This window comes from Nostoc sp. S13, assembly GCF_029379315.1.
Lineage (GTDB): Bacteria > Cyanobacteriota > Cyanobacteriia > Cyanobacteriales > Nostocaceae > Nostoc.
Genome location: NZ_JAQYWQ010000011.1, coordinates 1 through 14,701, shown reverse-complemented (window position 1 = coordinate 14,701; position 14,701 = coordinate 1). Strand labels below are relative to the sequence as shown.

Genomic DNA, 14,701 nt, shown 5'->3' with positions numbered 1-14,701 from the left:
GTGCTGGCATCCGGCTCTGCCGAATTGTTTGCTCTTAGCGTTCCCCCAGGGTAGCATCTGGCGTTACTGAGTCTTAAAAAACTCAGTAACTGTTATTTAGCACTTGGATCTCTGTTAATTCAAACCTTAAAACTAAATATACTCAAAACTCATAACTCGGAACTTAGTACTTAAGTATGAGACCTGCCCAAACTAATCAGTTTGACTACGTAAAAATCGGCTTGGCATCACCAGAACGCATTCGGCAGTGGGGCGAGAGAACATTGCCCAATGGTCAGGTAGTCGGTGAAGTTACCAAGCCAGAAACGATTAATTACCGAACTCTCAAGCCAGAGATGGATGGCTTATTTTGTGAGCGCATCTTTGGCCCCGCGAAAGATTGGGAATGCCATTGTGGCAAGTATAAAAGAGTTCGTCACAGAGGTATTGTCTGCGAGCGCTGTGGGGTAGAAGTCACGGAGTCACGGGTGCGTCGCCACCGCATGGGCTATATTAAACTCGCCGCACCAGTAGCTCACGTCTGGTATCTCAAAGGCATTCCTAGCTATATTTCCATCCTGTTGGATATGCCCTTGCGGGATGTCGAGCAGATTGTCTACTTCAACTCTTATGTTGTCCTGAGTCCAGGTAATGCCGAAACTTTAACTTATAAACAGCTACTGAGTGAAGACCAGTGGTTGGAAATTGAAGACCAAATTTATAGCGAAGATTCTCTGCTACAGGGCGTAGAGGTAGGTATTGGTGCTGAAGCACTGTTACGCTTGCTTGCCGATATCAATTTAGAGCAAGAAGCGGAGAGCCTACGTGAAGAGATTGGCAACGCCAAGGGACAAAAGAGAGCCAAGCTAATTAAGCGACTGCGGGTGATTGACAACTTCATCGCCACTGGTTCCAAACCAGAGTGGATGGTAATGGCAGTGATTCCCGTGATTCCTCCCGACTTGCGCCCAATGGTGCAGCTAGATGGCGGACGGTTTGCCACCAGCGATTTAAATGATTTATATCGACGGGTAATTAACCGCAACAATCGTTTGGCACGCTTGCAAGAAATTTTGGCCCCAGAGATTATTGTGCGGAACGAAAAGCGGATGCTGCAAGAAGCAGTGGATGCTTTGATAGACAATGGTCGTCGAGGACGCACTGTGGTAGGGGCAAATAATCGACCCCTCAAATCTTTATCCGACATTATTGAGGGTAAGCAAGGACGTTTCCGACAAAACTTATTAGGTAAACGGGTTGATTACTCTGGACGTTCTGTAATTGTGGTCGGGCCAAAGCTGAAAATTCACCAGTGTGGTTTGCCTAGAGAAATGGCAATTGAGCTATTTCAACCATTTGTGATTAACCGCCTGATTCGTAGCGGCATGGTGAATAACATCAAAGCTGCGAAAAAGCTGATATCGCGTAATGACCCCAGTGTCTGGGATGTCTTGGAAGAGGTGATTGAAGGACACCCTGTGATGCTAAATCGGGCACCAACGTTGCACCGCTTGGGTATTCAATCTTTTGAACCGATCTTAGTAGAAGGTAGAGCGATTCAACTCCATCCTCTGGTGTGTCCAGCGTTTAACGCCGACTTTGATGGCGACCAAATGGCGGTACACGTCCCGTTGTCGTTAGAGAGTCAGGCTGAGGCGCGGTTGTTGATGTTGGCTTCTAACAACATTTTGTCACCAGCCACGGGTAAACCCATTATCACGCCCAGCCAAGACATGGTGTTGGGAGCCTATTACTTAACAGCAGAAAATCCCGGTGCGGCAAAAGGCGCAGGAAAGTACTTTTATTCCCTAGATGACGTAATTATGGCTTTCCAGCAAGAGCAAATTGACTTGCACGCCTATATTTACGTGCGGTTTGACGGTGAAATAGAATCAGACCAGCCGGATAGCGAACCCCTGAAAGTGACAGAAAACGAAGATGGTAGCCGGACATTACTCTATAAGTTCCGGCGAGTCAGACAAGACGCTAAGGGCAATGTGATTTCTCAGTATATATACACAACTCCTGGTCGGGTTATTTACAACAATGCCATTCAGGAAGCACTAGCAAGCTAAAAGTGAGGAGTGATGAGTTAGGAGTGATGAGTTAGGAGTTAGGAGTTATGAGTTAGGAGATTTTATTCCTAAGTCCTCACTTTTAACTCCTCACTTTTAACTTCTAACTCCTAACTATTAATTTGAGGACTAATGACTAATGACTAACGAAAAAATGATTTTTCGCAATCGCGTGGTTGACAAAGGTCAACTGAGAAATTTAATTTCTTGGGCCTTTACGAATTATGGTACAGCGCGAACCGCAGTGATGGCGGACAAACTGAAAGATTTGGGATTTCGCTACGCTACCAAAGCAGGGGTTTCCATCAGTGTAGATGACTTGATGGTGCCACCAACTAAACGATTGCTCTTAGAAGCAGCCGAAGAAGAAATTCGCGCCACTGAAATCCGTTACCAACGGGGAGAAATCACCGAAGTAGAACGCTTCCAAAAGGTAATCGATACCTGGAACGGTACCAGTGAAGCTTTGAAAGATGAAGTTGTCCTTCACTTCAAGAAGACTGATCCCCTAAACTCCGTATATATGATGGCATTCTCCGGGGCACGGGGTAACATCTCCCAAGTCCGGCAATTGGTGGGGATGCGGGGACTGATGGCAGATCCTCAAGGGGAAATTATCGATTTGCCCATCAAAACCAACTTCCGTGAAGGACTAACTGTGACGGAATACATTATTTCGTCTTACGGTGCTAGAAAAGGATTGGTGGATACTGCCTTGCGGACGGCTGACTCTGGTTATCTCACCCGCCGGTTGGTGGATGTATCGCAGGATGTAATTATTCGGGAATTTGACTGCGGCACCACCAGAGGTCTTGCGGTGCGACCAATGACAGAAGGTGCCAAAACCTTGATACCTCTAGCAACCCGCTTGATGGGACGGGTAATTGGCGAAGATGTGGTGCATCCGGTGACAAAAGAAGTGATTGCACCACGCAATTCCCCAATTTCTGAAGACTTGGCGAAGAAAATTGAAAAATCTGGGGTGGGGGAAGTTGTGGTGCGGAGTCCCCTAACTTGTGAAGCTGCACGTTCAGTCTGTCAACACTGCTACGGCTGGAGTTTGGCACACGCCAAGATGGTGGACTTGGGCGAAGCTGTGGGGATTATTGCTGCCCAAAGTATCGGCGAACCTGGCACCCAGTTAACCATGCGGACATTCCACACAGGTGGTGTGTTTACTGGAGAAGTGGCGCAACAAGTTCGTTCTAAAATCGATGGGACTGTTAAGCTTCCCCGCAAACTGAAGACCAGAACATATCGTACTCGCCACGGGGAAGATGCCCTGTATGTTGAGGCTAATGGCATCCTGCTTTTGGAACCAACAAAAGTAGGTGATGTTACCCCAGATAACCAAGAGGTTCATCTGACTCAAGGTTCAACACTATATGTATTTGATGGAAATAAGGTAAAACAAGGTCAGTTGTTGGCAGAGGTTGCCCTCGGTGGACGCACAACTCGGACTAATACAGAAAAAGCAGTTAAAGATGTCGCCTCTGACTTGGCAGGGGAAGTACAATTTGCCGAAGTAGTTCCAGAACAAAAAACCGACCGTCAAGGTAATACCACAACCACAGCCGCACGCGGTGGTTTGATTTGGGTTTTATCTGGGGAAGTTTACAACTTGCCGCCTGGTGCAGAATTGATTGTCAAAAATGGTGATGCGATCGCCTCGAATGGAGTTTTAGCAGAAACCAAGTTAAGCACTTTGCACGGCGGTGTGGTGCGCTTGCCCGAAGCTACCCCTGGTAAGAGTACCAGGGAAATTGAGATTATCACCGCTTCTGTAGTCTTAGACCAGGCAACGGTAACAGTCCAAAGTTCCCAAGGTCGCAATAATTACTTAGTCTCCACTGGCAACAACCAGGAATTTAACCTCCGGGCTACACCAGGCACAAAAGTGCAAAATGGTCAAGTAGTAGCTGAGTTGATTGATGACCGCTATCGCACAACTACTGGTGGATTCCTAAAATTCGCGGGTGTAGAAGTCCAGAAAAAAGGCAAAGCCAAGCTGGGTTATGAAGTCGTGCAGGGCGGTACCCTCTTGTGGATTCCCGAAGAAAGCCACGAAGTTAATAAAGATATCTCCTTGCTGTTGGTAGAAGACGGTCAGTTTGTGGAAGCTGGCACCGAAGTAGTAAAAGATATCTTCTGCCAAAACAGCGGTGTGGTAGAAGTGACCCAGAAAAACGACATCCTGCGGGAAGTGGTGGTTAAGCCAGGTGAACTGCTAATGGTGGACGATCCAGAATCAGTTATTGGGCGAGATAACACTTTCATCCAACCAGGTGAGGAATTCCAAGGTAGTGTCGCTACAGAATTGCGCTATATCCAGTATGTGGAGACACCAGAAGGGCCCGCCCTGTTAAGCCGTCGAGTAGTTGAGTTTGCCGTACCGGATAATCCTGATGTGCCATCAACTACATCAATAAGTCAGCAAACCGGGCGATCGATTCAGTTGCGGGCTGTGCAGCGACTGCCTTACAAAGATTCGGAACGCGTCAAGTCTGTTGAAGGTGTGGAACTCCTGCGAACCCAGCTAGTGCTGGAAATTGAGCAAGAAGGAGAACAAGACCACAATGCTTCGCCTCTAGCAGCAGATATTGAATTGGTACAGGATGCCGAAGATCCAGAAGTTCAACGCTTGCAACTGGTGATTTTGGAGTCCTTGGTAATTCGTCGAGACATTACCGCCGATGCCACTCAAGGTAGCACCCAGACAACACTTGAGGTAGAAGATGGGCTAACCATCGCTCCTGGATCTGTGGTGGCACGTACCCAAATCTTGTGTAAAGAAGGTGGGATAGTGCGGGGCGTTCAAAAAGGAACCGAAAACGTGCGTCGCTGCTTAGTGTTGCGCCCCACTGACATGCTGACCACCAATACTAGTACTCAGCCTAAGGTAAAAGTGGGTGACTTGCTAGTAGAAGGTACAGAAGTTGCTCCTGGAGTTTTTGCCCCAGAATCAGGGCAAGTAGTGGATATCAAAAGTGCCGCTGCTGCATCTGGTGGGGAATCGGCTCTGAGTACTAAAAACTACGTTATTACTACCCGCATCGGTCGTCCTTATCGAGTCAGCCCTGGTGCTGTGTTGCAGATAGAAGACAGCGATTTGGTACAACGGGGTGATAACTTGGTGTTGTTGGTGTTTGAACGTGCCAAAACCGGAGATATTATTCAAGGTTTGCCCCGGATTGAGGAACTGCTCGAAGCTCGTAAACCGAAAGAAGCTTGCATATTATGTCGCCGGGCGGGTGAAGTTAAGGTAGTTTACGGCGAGGGTGGTGATGAAGCGATCGCCATTAAGGTCGTAGAATCAAATGGCGTAGTCACAGATTATCCTCTAGGCCCAGGACAAAATTTGATTGTGCCAGATGGATCGACTGTATTAGCTGGACAACCGTTGAGCGATGGGCCATCTAACCCCCACGAAATTTTAGAAATCTTCTTTAGCCTGGGTTCCGAAGACGGAGTTTATGCTTGTGCTAGCCATGCTTTGCAGAAGGTACAGACATTCTTAGTGAATGAAGTACAAATGGTGTATCAATCTCAGGGGATTGATATTTCCGATAAGCACATTGAAGTAATTGTTCGCCAGATGACTAACAAAGTCCGGATTGATGATGGTGGTGACACTACCATGCTTCCCGGTGAATTGGTAGAACTGCGCCAAGTTGAGCAGGTGAACGAAGCTATGGCAATTACAGGCGGTGCGCGGGCACAGTATACCCCAGTATTGTTGGGGATCACCAAAGCATCCTTGAACACTGACAGCTTTATTTCCGCCGCATCATTCCAAGAGACAACACGGGTACTTACCGAAGCAGCTATCGAAGGCAAATCCGACTGGCTACGCGGCTTAAAGGAAAACGTGATTATCGGGCGATTGATTCCGGCTGGTACTGGGTACAATACCTATGATGAACCCGGTGCGATCGATGATTATGCTGCTGAGATTAGCAATAGTGTCTTGGATGAAGTTGATGACCCCCTGGATATGGTCTTAGATGACCGCACAGCTCGCACCTATAATTTAGATTCTCCTACCCTTGGGGAATCTGGCTTTGGTAGCAGACGTGCAGAAAGGTCAATTCTAGAGGACGAAGATGAATTAATCGCCGATGAAGTAGCAGAAGACGACGATTTCGAGGAAGAAGAGGAAGACGAGGAAGATGATTTCGACGAAGAGTAGAGACTTGAAATTTCGCGTCTCTATTAAAAGGTAAAAATTAAAACGGCAAAAGAAAATCTTCTTTTGCCTTTTTCTTTTGCCTTGTATCTAGTTTAAGAGCAGCTTGACGGCTAAATCCGCTAAGTACACGTCACCCTAAATCTAGCAATAGCTAGATGCTGCAATTCTCTGACAAGCTATAATCTACATCTGTTGCACCGAGAGATTAACTTGTGGATGTCATATTAGAACGATCGCACGAATTAAAACAAGCCTTAGTTGATTTTGTCCTTGATGCTGAAGGCGAACTGGCACAAGCACTGGAAACTTATGCAGCAGAACAGTTGCGCCGTGGAAGTGGTGATAGTACACAGCAGGACTTAATCATCGATAGCTTTCTGACAGCAGGGAAAGTCGGTGAGAAGTCACCATTAGAGTTGTTTCTCGAAAGCTATCCAGATTTAGACCAGAGCGATCGCAATCTGATCAACAGTTGGCATCATAGTTTTATTGGCTTATTTGCCATAACTAATATTCTACCTGATGGCTTTGAATTGACGAACTGGTTGACAGATAAACCCTACATCGTCAAGCCAAACAATACTCAAACATTACAGGCAATATCTCGGTTGAAAGCAGGAGAAATCTTGCTAACTCGCATTTCCCCTGTTACCGATAGCTACTGGATGTTTTCTGGCCCTTACACACTAATGGGTAAATTGGGTAAACCAAAACTTGCTGTAGCAATTGGTAATTTTAAAGAAAACTATAAAAGTAATCTTTACAGCGATGCTCCAGACTTGCTAGAGGAAGCTTGGCAGTCAGTAGTACAATATCATCAGCAATTTGTGGACTTTTTTGGCACTGATGAAATCACATTACCTGGATATCAGCTTAATAAAAAAATAGCGGAGTTTCAAGAAGTAATTACTGAAAAAACCTTTGCAGCAGCAGGAATTGATACTTCCAAATCCTTGGCTGAAGTCGCAGAAGCAGCTGGCATTGGAGATGATGAAATAAAAGCAGCAGCACAAGAATTTGGTGCTGATTCAAATGTACTATCTCAGATGTTTAACAGCAAAAGCGGCAATAGCAAAATGGTGATGCCAAAGGTTGATTTACCTGCTGAACTCAAGAAAGCAGAACAGGTAACGGCTTTTTCTCATCCCCGTTGGGGACAAATATTTTTACCAACATATAGTAAGGTACAAGCAATCTTATCGGCAGAGGACTGGCAAAGTGTTCAAGGGGCTGAAAAACTAGTTCGCTACTACTTGGAAGATAAAAGTATTAATACCTTTATTTGGCATCGATTAGCGCAACAGTATCCAACTCAATTAGAAAATGTGTTGCAGAAATTTCTCCAACGTCCAGAGTTTCGTCTTGAAAGTGACTTGGATGCACTTTTGCAAGAATTCCACAAACCTATTGAGCCAGAGTTGCCAGAAATTGCTAGTGTACCCATACATTTGCATAACTTATTTCAGGAAGCTTTAGGAGAAGTTAACAAATCTAAGCCCAAGGGTAAAGGGCAACAAAAACCAACAAAGGGTTTTCAACTTTAAGTGCATTCTCTTTCTTTTTCATGCAATCAAGTTCATTTTTAGATGGAACAGTTTTGGAGCATACAACCTGCTGCATCTCCTGGGTATTATCATTTACGAACACAGTTTACAGGGTCAAATAAGTGTTTAGATATCATCAATGATGGAGTAAACAACAAACGGGTCATGGCTAAGTGTGGTAACTTCTCAGGACAATTGTGGAATTTATCGATAGGTCTTTGAGAGTCTGCTAGTTTAAGCTGAGTCGTTTGTAGGAGCGTACAGCTAGCTGTACGCTCCTACCTGATATTAGGTGAAATCAATGTCAAAAACGATATGAATACCGAGTATTTATATTTAAAGATCGGTAGATAGCAGGTGAACAATCTCATCTACGATTTCTTCTGAATTCTCAAGCTTAACTATAAATCGATTAAAACCAGCATTCAAAGCCTTCTGACTTGATACCTCCCGTGTATAAGAAGTGATCGCGATCGCAGGCAACTCTCTTATCGATGGGCAAGAATGCACTCGAATTTGCTCAATTAACCAATTTCCATCATGATGGGGCAATTTCATATTGCACACCAGAATATCGGGCTGAAGCGATTCTACCAAAGCAAGGGCTGCTTCTGCATCGGTTAAAGCCATCACCTCTGCACCTGCTGCTTCCAAAATGAAGATGAGCAAATCTGCCATATCTGGCTCATCCTCTACCAGTAAGATCAGGGTTCCAACAAGCTGCTGAAGCGAATTTAACTCAGTTTCTTGATTGATTTTTTGATCGGTTGCCATGCCGTCCTTTTATTGTCTGCGATAGTCTGCTATTTCTATTCCAACGCATGGAGCGGAATAAGTATTCACCCTAAATACACAAAGTTGGGGTAAAAAGCTTTATCAATATGAAGAAGTTAATTCACCGATCAACATTGAGCGCCCTGTTAGATAAGCGATCGCCCCGACCAACTCATCTATATCTACAGGCTTTAATAACCATTGGTCAAACCTTGCTTCTGACTCTGGAAATCTCGCTTCTAACTCTCCGAGTGCCGTGACTGCTATAACGGGAGTGGATTTGTCAAGCCTATCTTCGATTTGCCGGATCTGACGTAGCAGCGAATAACCATCTTCAACGGGCATGGCAATATCACTAAGTACTAAATCTGGACGAAATTCGACAAACGCTGTTAAGGCTTGATGTACCGTGAAAGTTGAATGAACTTCAATCCCATAAAACTCAAGCAGACAAGTAATCCAGACACAGGAATCGAGGTCATCATCGACCACTAGTACTCGCAATCCGTCCAGTGTAGAAGTGTTAGGAATGGGCATACCAGGAGCCTCACTCTAAGTGAATGTCACAGTATCTAATGAAAATTTAAGAATTAGTGCATTTTTCATAGAAAAATAATAATTGCATAATATTACTTAACATTGTGCGACACAATTCTCAGAGTTTAGCTGCTCGAACAGACGGCGTAGGATTCAGAGGAATATCCGATATGGTTTCCATAAGCAAAGTGCTGCTTTCCATAATAGTCGAAATCCAGGGCTTTGCAATCGTTATTATCAAATGACAAAAAACTTAAAATAACTTTGAGATATTTAAATTTTTTAATCCTTGTCTAATATTTTAGGTTTTGGCGATCGTGACTCCTAAATCAGATAGTTGCGATGACAAAAGTTTTAGTGTAATTTCTGAAAGTGTGAGTTTCAGAGGTTACAAATTTTCAGAGTTTTTATACTCTCGAAATTAAATTTACAGTAACAGCAACGGTGAGAGGCTTTCCAAAATTTTTCGATTTGATACCCAATCTCCAATCCTTAATCCCTAGTAAAGAGTCCCCTTTATCAATTCTAAATTTTGGAGGAAATAATGAAAAAATTGTTGTTAATAGTACTAGGCTGCTTCATATTTATTGTATGTACTGTACTGAACATACAACTCTCCAAAGCGGCTCCAGCAACTACAGGGTGGTCAGATTACACAACAGCAGCAGCTTATTGCCTAGCGAAGCACCCTTATCAGACGAATTACTCAGGTACATTTACACCAGATGGTTATGAGATTGCTGTTTCTCCTGGTCTTGTCGGTGCGGTACGCCGTAATTTTGTCTTTGACAGAACCTTAAATACAGATCAAGGAAACGGTCAAACCTGCTCTCAAGCCTGTGGGGAATTTGGAAAATTTTACTCTCCTTCTTACAAAGGGAAATCACTTAGCCAAAAGGTTGGTCAAACAACATTTGCAAGTGGTTTAGGAGACATTGCTTCATTGGCGGTCAAAGACAATGATTTTTATTTAAATACCCAAGTGGTTGCTGGGATATGGGCCAGATCGAGTACCTATCAAGAATCTGATGTTGCCCAAGCAGATTTTTGTTGTTGTCAAGTCGCTAACTGAGAAAGTTTATCGTACTAAGGGAATTCCAAAAAATAAAATATCCCGTTATAGATAATGAAAATCACTATGATGGGGGAGTCGTTTACCCATGACTGATTATCGAGGTTCAGCTTGGGTTGAAACTGTTAATACTTGTGGTGGTGTGGCATCTGGGGGATAGAGAAAGTCTACTTCTACTAAGGAGCGATCGCCTGCCTTCATATTTAATAAAACTAGCGGTTCCCCTGGTTGACCTCTCCTTTGTACTAAATGCACAAACTGAGTTTGCGGCTGACCTTGGTCATCTTTGTAACGTACCCGCACTGTTCCTCGGAAGAATACTTGAGGGGCTGGCGTACTCAAAAAGCGTAACCCCGGTTTTCCCAACTGATCCTCTTTGAGTGGCGTTTGCATGGACACACTAACAGTTTGAGGATTTTGAGTATTGTTGTATAGCGGTAACTTGAGACTATATTGAATTCCATAGTTGCCATGAGCGCGATATGCGGTGTCAGGATAGCGTACCAGCATGGGCGCACTTTGAATTTGACCAGTTCCTAATGTACCGCCATGCAAGGTACTCAGAGCGTAGGAAAACACTTGACCAGGCTGGGGAATAGTCAGATACCTCGCTTTAGGATTATCTACTAATAAGGCTCTCCATCGTGAACCACCAGCCACTCCCGCAACACGCCCATAAATTATAGGTTTGCCAGTTTGCTCTAGGGGAGTGGGAGTTTTATCCCGTGGCCCAGCCAAATCACTATTATCTAATAAATTTTGCCACTCTTCTAAGGTAGGCGATCGCTCACTACCATCGGGATTTACACGTGCAAACATGGCTAGGCTAGCTGCATAAACAGTGCCATTACTCCACAGTCGGATCAACGTAGACCGACCATTTAAGGGTGGTGTTAATCCCTGCACCGGAATTGGCAAATTTAATAACATCCGACTTTGCCCTGGTGGAATCTCAATTTGGGCAGGGAAAATCTCTTGTCGCACTCCCCGAAGCACATCAGACATGACGCGATCGCCTGGCCCAGCAAAAACTTTACCTAAAAGGTTTTGACTCAAGGATGGTAACTGAATAAATGGTGCATCCGGTTGACTCAAATAACTCGCCGCTTGCCAAATATTTACCTTCACGGCTTCAGAACCAGGGTTATGCAAAATTATCCCCAGATAGAGCGATTGCAAATTTTCTGGTGGTTCTGCCTTAGCAATGTGGTGAGCAAAAATATCAAATCGCCCTCGAAAGGGAAAATTCAAATGTGCCGTTGGCACTTTTTTACCATCTGGTGGAAAAGTCGAAAGTAAAATCCCTTCTTTCAATACCAACTCTGGACTATTACTGTTAAACGTTGGCACTGTATCCAGTTGTCCTGGTAAAGGACGCACTTGTTGTGGTTGCACCACTTCTTCAGGTGGTAATGTGGCAGGAGTTGTTTGGCCAAGCAGAAAATTTAGTAACAATGGCAACATAAATTTAAATATTTTCTCCACCATATAGATATAGATGCCGACAAATTTATGAAAGTGCCAGTTTATTAATAATTAATACGAAATCTGCCAGTATCCCGCTCAAATTTTCTTGATTAAGAACCGGAACGTGAGTTGGTTTTGGCTTAAGTAGTCTAACACTGAATAGTAAAGACCCTTTGGTGTGTCCGCTACGCGCGAACGCAAACAAATTTTCCGCAGTCCTAGCTAATCTCAATTGCTGCCGCTCCCGCCACTAATTCCTCTAAATCAACCTCTGTCTGCAAAACAATTTCTCCACAGCTAGCACGTGCTTGCACACTTAATTGTGTACGGCTTGCAGCCTGGCCAGAACAAATGATGTAATCAGGTTAGATTGCATTGATTTGTTCAATTACCTAAGCACTGGCTAGTTGCACATCTACGTGTAACTGGCGTAAAAAAGTTAAGTCATCTGGGTTCAGCTCAAGTTTGGTAACTTCAAGTAATAAATCATCAGAAGAATTCGACTGTTGATTCTTTAGCTAAATATCAAAAGAAGTTAATAGAATTCTTTTCTTCATAACAAATATTATTTAGAATAGAAAAACCCTCCATAATAAATTTACAAGGAGCAGGTAAATGCCAGTTATTGCGGTCGTAGACTACGAGATGGGAAATTTGCACTCAGTCTGTAAGGGCTTGGAAAAAGCTGGGGCAACTCCTAATGTTACTTATTCTCCAAAGGAATTAGAGCAAGCAGATGCAATAGTCCTACCGGGAGTAGGATCATTTGATCCAGCAGTGCAACATCTGCGAGCGCGTGGTTTGGAACAACCAATTAAAGAAGCGATCGCATCTGGTAAACCTTTTTTGGGAATTTGTTTAGGATTGCAAATTCTCTTTGAATCAAGTGCAGAAGGTATCCAACCAGGACTGGGAATTATCAAAGGAAAAGTGCGGCGGTTTCGTCCAGAAATTGACATCACTATTCCTCACATGGGTTGGAATCAGCTGGAAGTGACTCAGCCAAAAAGTATTTTATGGGAGCATTTACCGTCCGATCCTTGGGTGTATTTTGTCCATTCCTACTATGTTGACCCAATAGACCCCCTAATCCGTGCAGCAACCGTCACCCACGGTACTCAAACCGTCACAGCTGCGATCGCCCATAAAAACCTTATGGCAGTTCAATTTCATCCCGAAAAATCCTCTAATATCGGATTGCAAATCCTGTCTAATTTTGTTGCTCAAGTCCGCGAAAAAACTCCTGCCTAATATTCTTTTTGTCATTTGTCCTTTGTTAATACATGAAAATGGCTATCGACCAATGCCCAATCCCCAATGACCAATGAGTCTGAGAATTTACGGTAATCGCCAGCTAAAAACTTTACCAGGGAAAGAAACTAGACCCACCAGTGCGCGAGTCAGGGAGGCAGTCTTTAATATTTGGCAGGGAAAAATTACAGGTTGCTACTGGCTGGATTTGTGTGCCGGTACTGGTTCAATGGGCGCAGAGGCTTTGTGTAGAGGAGCCAATTTAGTAGTGGGAATTGAACAATCGAGCCAAGCCTGTGCCACCATCCAACAAAATTGGCAGCAGGTAGCTGATGCTAACCAAGAATTTCGGGTATTACGGGGAGATATTACCCAGCAGTTAAAGACTTTATCAGGCAAGCAATTTGACAGAATCTACTTTGATCCACCTTATATCAGTGGATTGTACCAGACAGTATTAGAAGCGATCGCTTACCATCAACTTTTAGATCCTAGCGGGGAAATCGCAGTTGAACACGCCTCACAAGGTTGGACACCTCCAGAGATTCCCGCTTGGGAAATTTGCCGCCAGAAAGTTTACGGCAACACATCACTTACTTTCTACAGAATTTGGAGTGAGGGAGCAGGGGGAGATAAGGGAGATGAGGAACAATATAACTCCTAACTCCTAACTCCTAACTCCTAACTCCTAACTCACCAACGGCAGGTTCTTCAAGTCGGGAAACCCGACACCAGTCGCTCATGGGAGAAAGCCCCAAGACCGCGCTGGCTCGCCAAGGCACTGGCTCCTCAGCAATTCTTACCCCCCCAACTCATTGAAGCGCTTGTATTGCTTATAGGCAGCGTAAAACAGTCCGGCGAGGGTGACGAAAACTAGACCAAGGACAATACCTGATAGCAGGGGTTCAACCACTGTAGATCTCCTCTTTGTAATTATTAAATATTCGTTGCCTGTTTTTTATTTTACCAAATTTGGTATGAATCCTGCGCCCTACAGCCGATTTAGAGGGAGGCTGCCCACAATAAAATAGTCTTCTGTGCTTGCAGACACAATCAAGAACTTTTAAGCTATGTGTAGGAAATGAAAACTTTTTAGCACACCTAGACTTTCACAGCAAACCTTTTGGATAACCAGATTACCAAACCTGAAATTTTGATTCAGCGAATCGTTTTATTGACGCTGGCCACACTGCTAGCAGTCCCTTTGGGCTTTTTTGGTGTTCAGCTGGTTCAAGCTTCCGATCCATACGTCAAGAGTGTTTTATCCCTAACAGGAAACCCAGTTCAAGGACATGCGATCTTTCAAATTAACTGTGCTGGTTGTCATGGTTTGGAAGCAGATGGGCGAGTGGGACCCAGTTTGCAAGCTGTTTCAAAGCACAAGTCTCGGTATGGGCTGATTCACCAAGTGATCAGTGGCGAAACACCGCCAATGCCAAAATTCCAACCTAGTCCTCAAGAAATGGCGGATCTTTTGAACTATTTAGAGTCATTGTAGACGTTAGAATTTTTGGTTGCGGGATAGATAGATCGCTTATAGAAAAAGGCAGCATTGGATGTGCTACCTTTTTCCATCTTTGCTAACTCTTAATAGACGACGAGAATTTGTAAATGTTCAAAGTAAGCGCGGCTTCTCACTAGCAGTCCATGTGCGGTACCCACCTTCAGAATGAAACAAAGCTAGAGTTAGAGTGAGTATTTCTAGTTAACTAAAAACACCTTTGTTAGGAGAGGGTTATCTCAAAACACCCTAGCTCACAGGGTTAGCGCGTCTCAAAACCTATTGACAAGAGGACTTACCTGATCAGAAATC

General features: G+C 44.2%; 11 protein-coding genes and 1 pseudogene. 7 read left to right on the top strand and 5 right to left on the bottom strand.

Annotation, left to right across the window (positions count from 1 at the left end):
* Window positions 1-176 precede the first annotated feature (176 nt).
* The 3 genes from PUQ00_RS05975 (at window position 177) to PUQ00_RS05965 (ending at window position 7,787) form a co-directional block, all read left to right on the top strand.
* Window positions 177-2,054: a DNA-directed RNA polymerase subunit gamma gene (locus tag PUQ00_RS05975; protein WP_300414140.1), complete on the top strand. Its 1,878-nt coding sequence runs from the start codon at window positions 177-179 to the stop codon at window positions 2,052-2,054.
* A gap of 139 nt (window positions 2,055-2,193) precedes the next feature.
* The gene (locus tag PUQ00_RS05970; RefSeq protein ID WP_300414138.1) at window positions 2,194-6,243 is read left to right on the top strand and encodes a DNA-directed RNA polymerase subunit beta''; all 4,050 of its coding nucleotides are present in this window, start codon (window positions 2,194-2,196) and stop codon (window positions 6,241-6,243) included.
* Between the two features lie 212 nt (window positions 6,244-6,455).
* Window positions 6,456-7,787, top strand: coding sequence for a hypothetical protein (locus PUQ00_RS05965; RefSeq protein WP_300414136.1), 1,332 nt, complete (start codon window positions 6,456-6,458; stop codon window positions 7,785-7,787).
* A gap of 336 nt (window positions 7,788-8,123) precedes the next feature.
* On the opposite strand, the gene PUQ00_RS05960 is transcribed toward PUQ00_RS05965, so the two are convergent.
* On the bottom strand, window positions 8,124-8,561 hold the full coding sequence (locus PUQ00_RS05960) for a response regulator (protein WP_300414134.1): 438 nt from the start codon (window positions 8,559-8,561) through the stop codon (window positions 8,124-8,126).
* Window positions 8,562-8,663: 102 nt separating this feature from the next.
* Window positions 8,664-9,098, bottom strand: a complete 435-nt coding sequence (locus PUQ00_RS05955) for a response regulator (protein WP_300414132.1) — start codon at window positions 9,096-9,098, stop codon at window positions 8,664-8,666.
* 544 nt (window positions 9,099-9,642) lie between these two features.
* On the opposite strand from PUQ00_RS05955, the gene PUQ00_RS05950 reads away from it, so the two are divergent.
* Window positions 9,643-10,170, top strand: a complete 528-nt coding sequence (locus tag PUQ00_RS05950; RefSeq protein WP_300414130.1) for a hypothetical protein — start codon at window positions 9,643-9,645, stop codon at window positions 10,168-10,170.
* A 96-nt stretch (window positions 10,171-10,266) separates the two neighbouring features.
* Here PUQ00_RS05950 and PUQ00_RS05945 read toward each other — a convergent pair whose 3' ends face one another.
* Both PUQ00_RS05945 and PUQ00_RS05940 read right to left on the bottom strand, forming a co-directional pair.
* Window positions 10,267-11,634: a DUF3370 domain-containing protein gene (locus PUQ00_RS05945; protein WP_300414128.1), complete on the bottom strand. Its 1,368-nt coding sequence runs from the start codon at window positions 11,632-11,634 to the stop codon at window positions 10,267-10,269.
* A gap of 46 nt (window positions 11,635-11,680) precedes the next feature.
* A pseudogene (locus PUQ00_RS05940) lies at window positions 11,681-12,194 on the bottom strand (peptidase C15).
* Window positions 12,195-12,252: 58 nt separating this feature from the next.
* On the opposite strand from PUQ00_RS05940, the gene hisH reads away from it, so the two are divergent.
* Together hisH and rsmD are read left to right on the top strand one after the other, a co-directional pair.
* Entirely contained in the window at window positions 12,253-12,888 is a 636-nt protein-coding gene (gene hisH / locus PUQ00_RS05935; protein ID WP_300414126.1) for an imidazole glycerol phosphate synthase subunit HisH, read from the top strand.
* A gap of 73 nt (window positions 12,889-12,961) precedes the next feature.
* Window positions 12,962-13,552: a 16S rRNA (guanine(966)-N(2))-methyltransferase RsmD gene (rsmD, locus tag PUQ00_RS05930; RefSeq protein WP_300414124.1), complete on the top strand. Its 591-nt coding sequence runs from the start codon at window positions 12,962-12,964 to the stop codon at window positions 13,550-13,552.
* Between the two features lie 135 nt (window positions 13,553-13,687).
* Here the strand turns inward: rsmD and petG are convergent, their stop codons facing one another.
* Window positions 13,688-13,801 carry a cytochrome b6-f complex subunit V gene (petG, locus tag PUQ00_RS05925; protein ID WP_300414119.1) on the bottom strand — a complete coding sequence of 38 codons (114 nt, stop codon included), beginning with the start codon at window positions 13,799-13,801 and terminating at the stop codon, window positions 13,688-13,690.
* A 210-nt stretch (window positions 13,802-14,011) separates the two neighbouring features.
* Between petG and PUQ00_RS05920 the strand changes: the two genes are divergently transcribed.
* Complete coding sequence (locus PUQ00_RS05920) at window positions 14,012-14,386, top strand: cytochrome c (protein WP_300414117.1); 375 nt, start codon at window positions 14,012-14,014, stop codon at window positions 14,384-14,386.
* Window positions 14,387-14,701 lie beyond the last annotated feature (315 nt).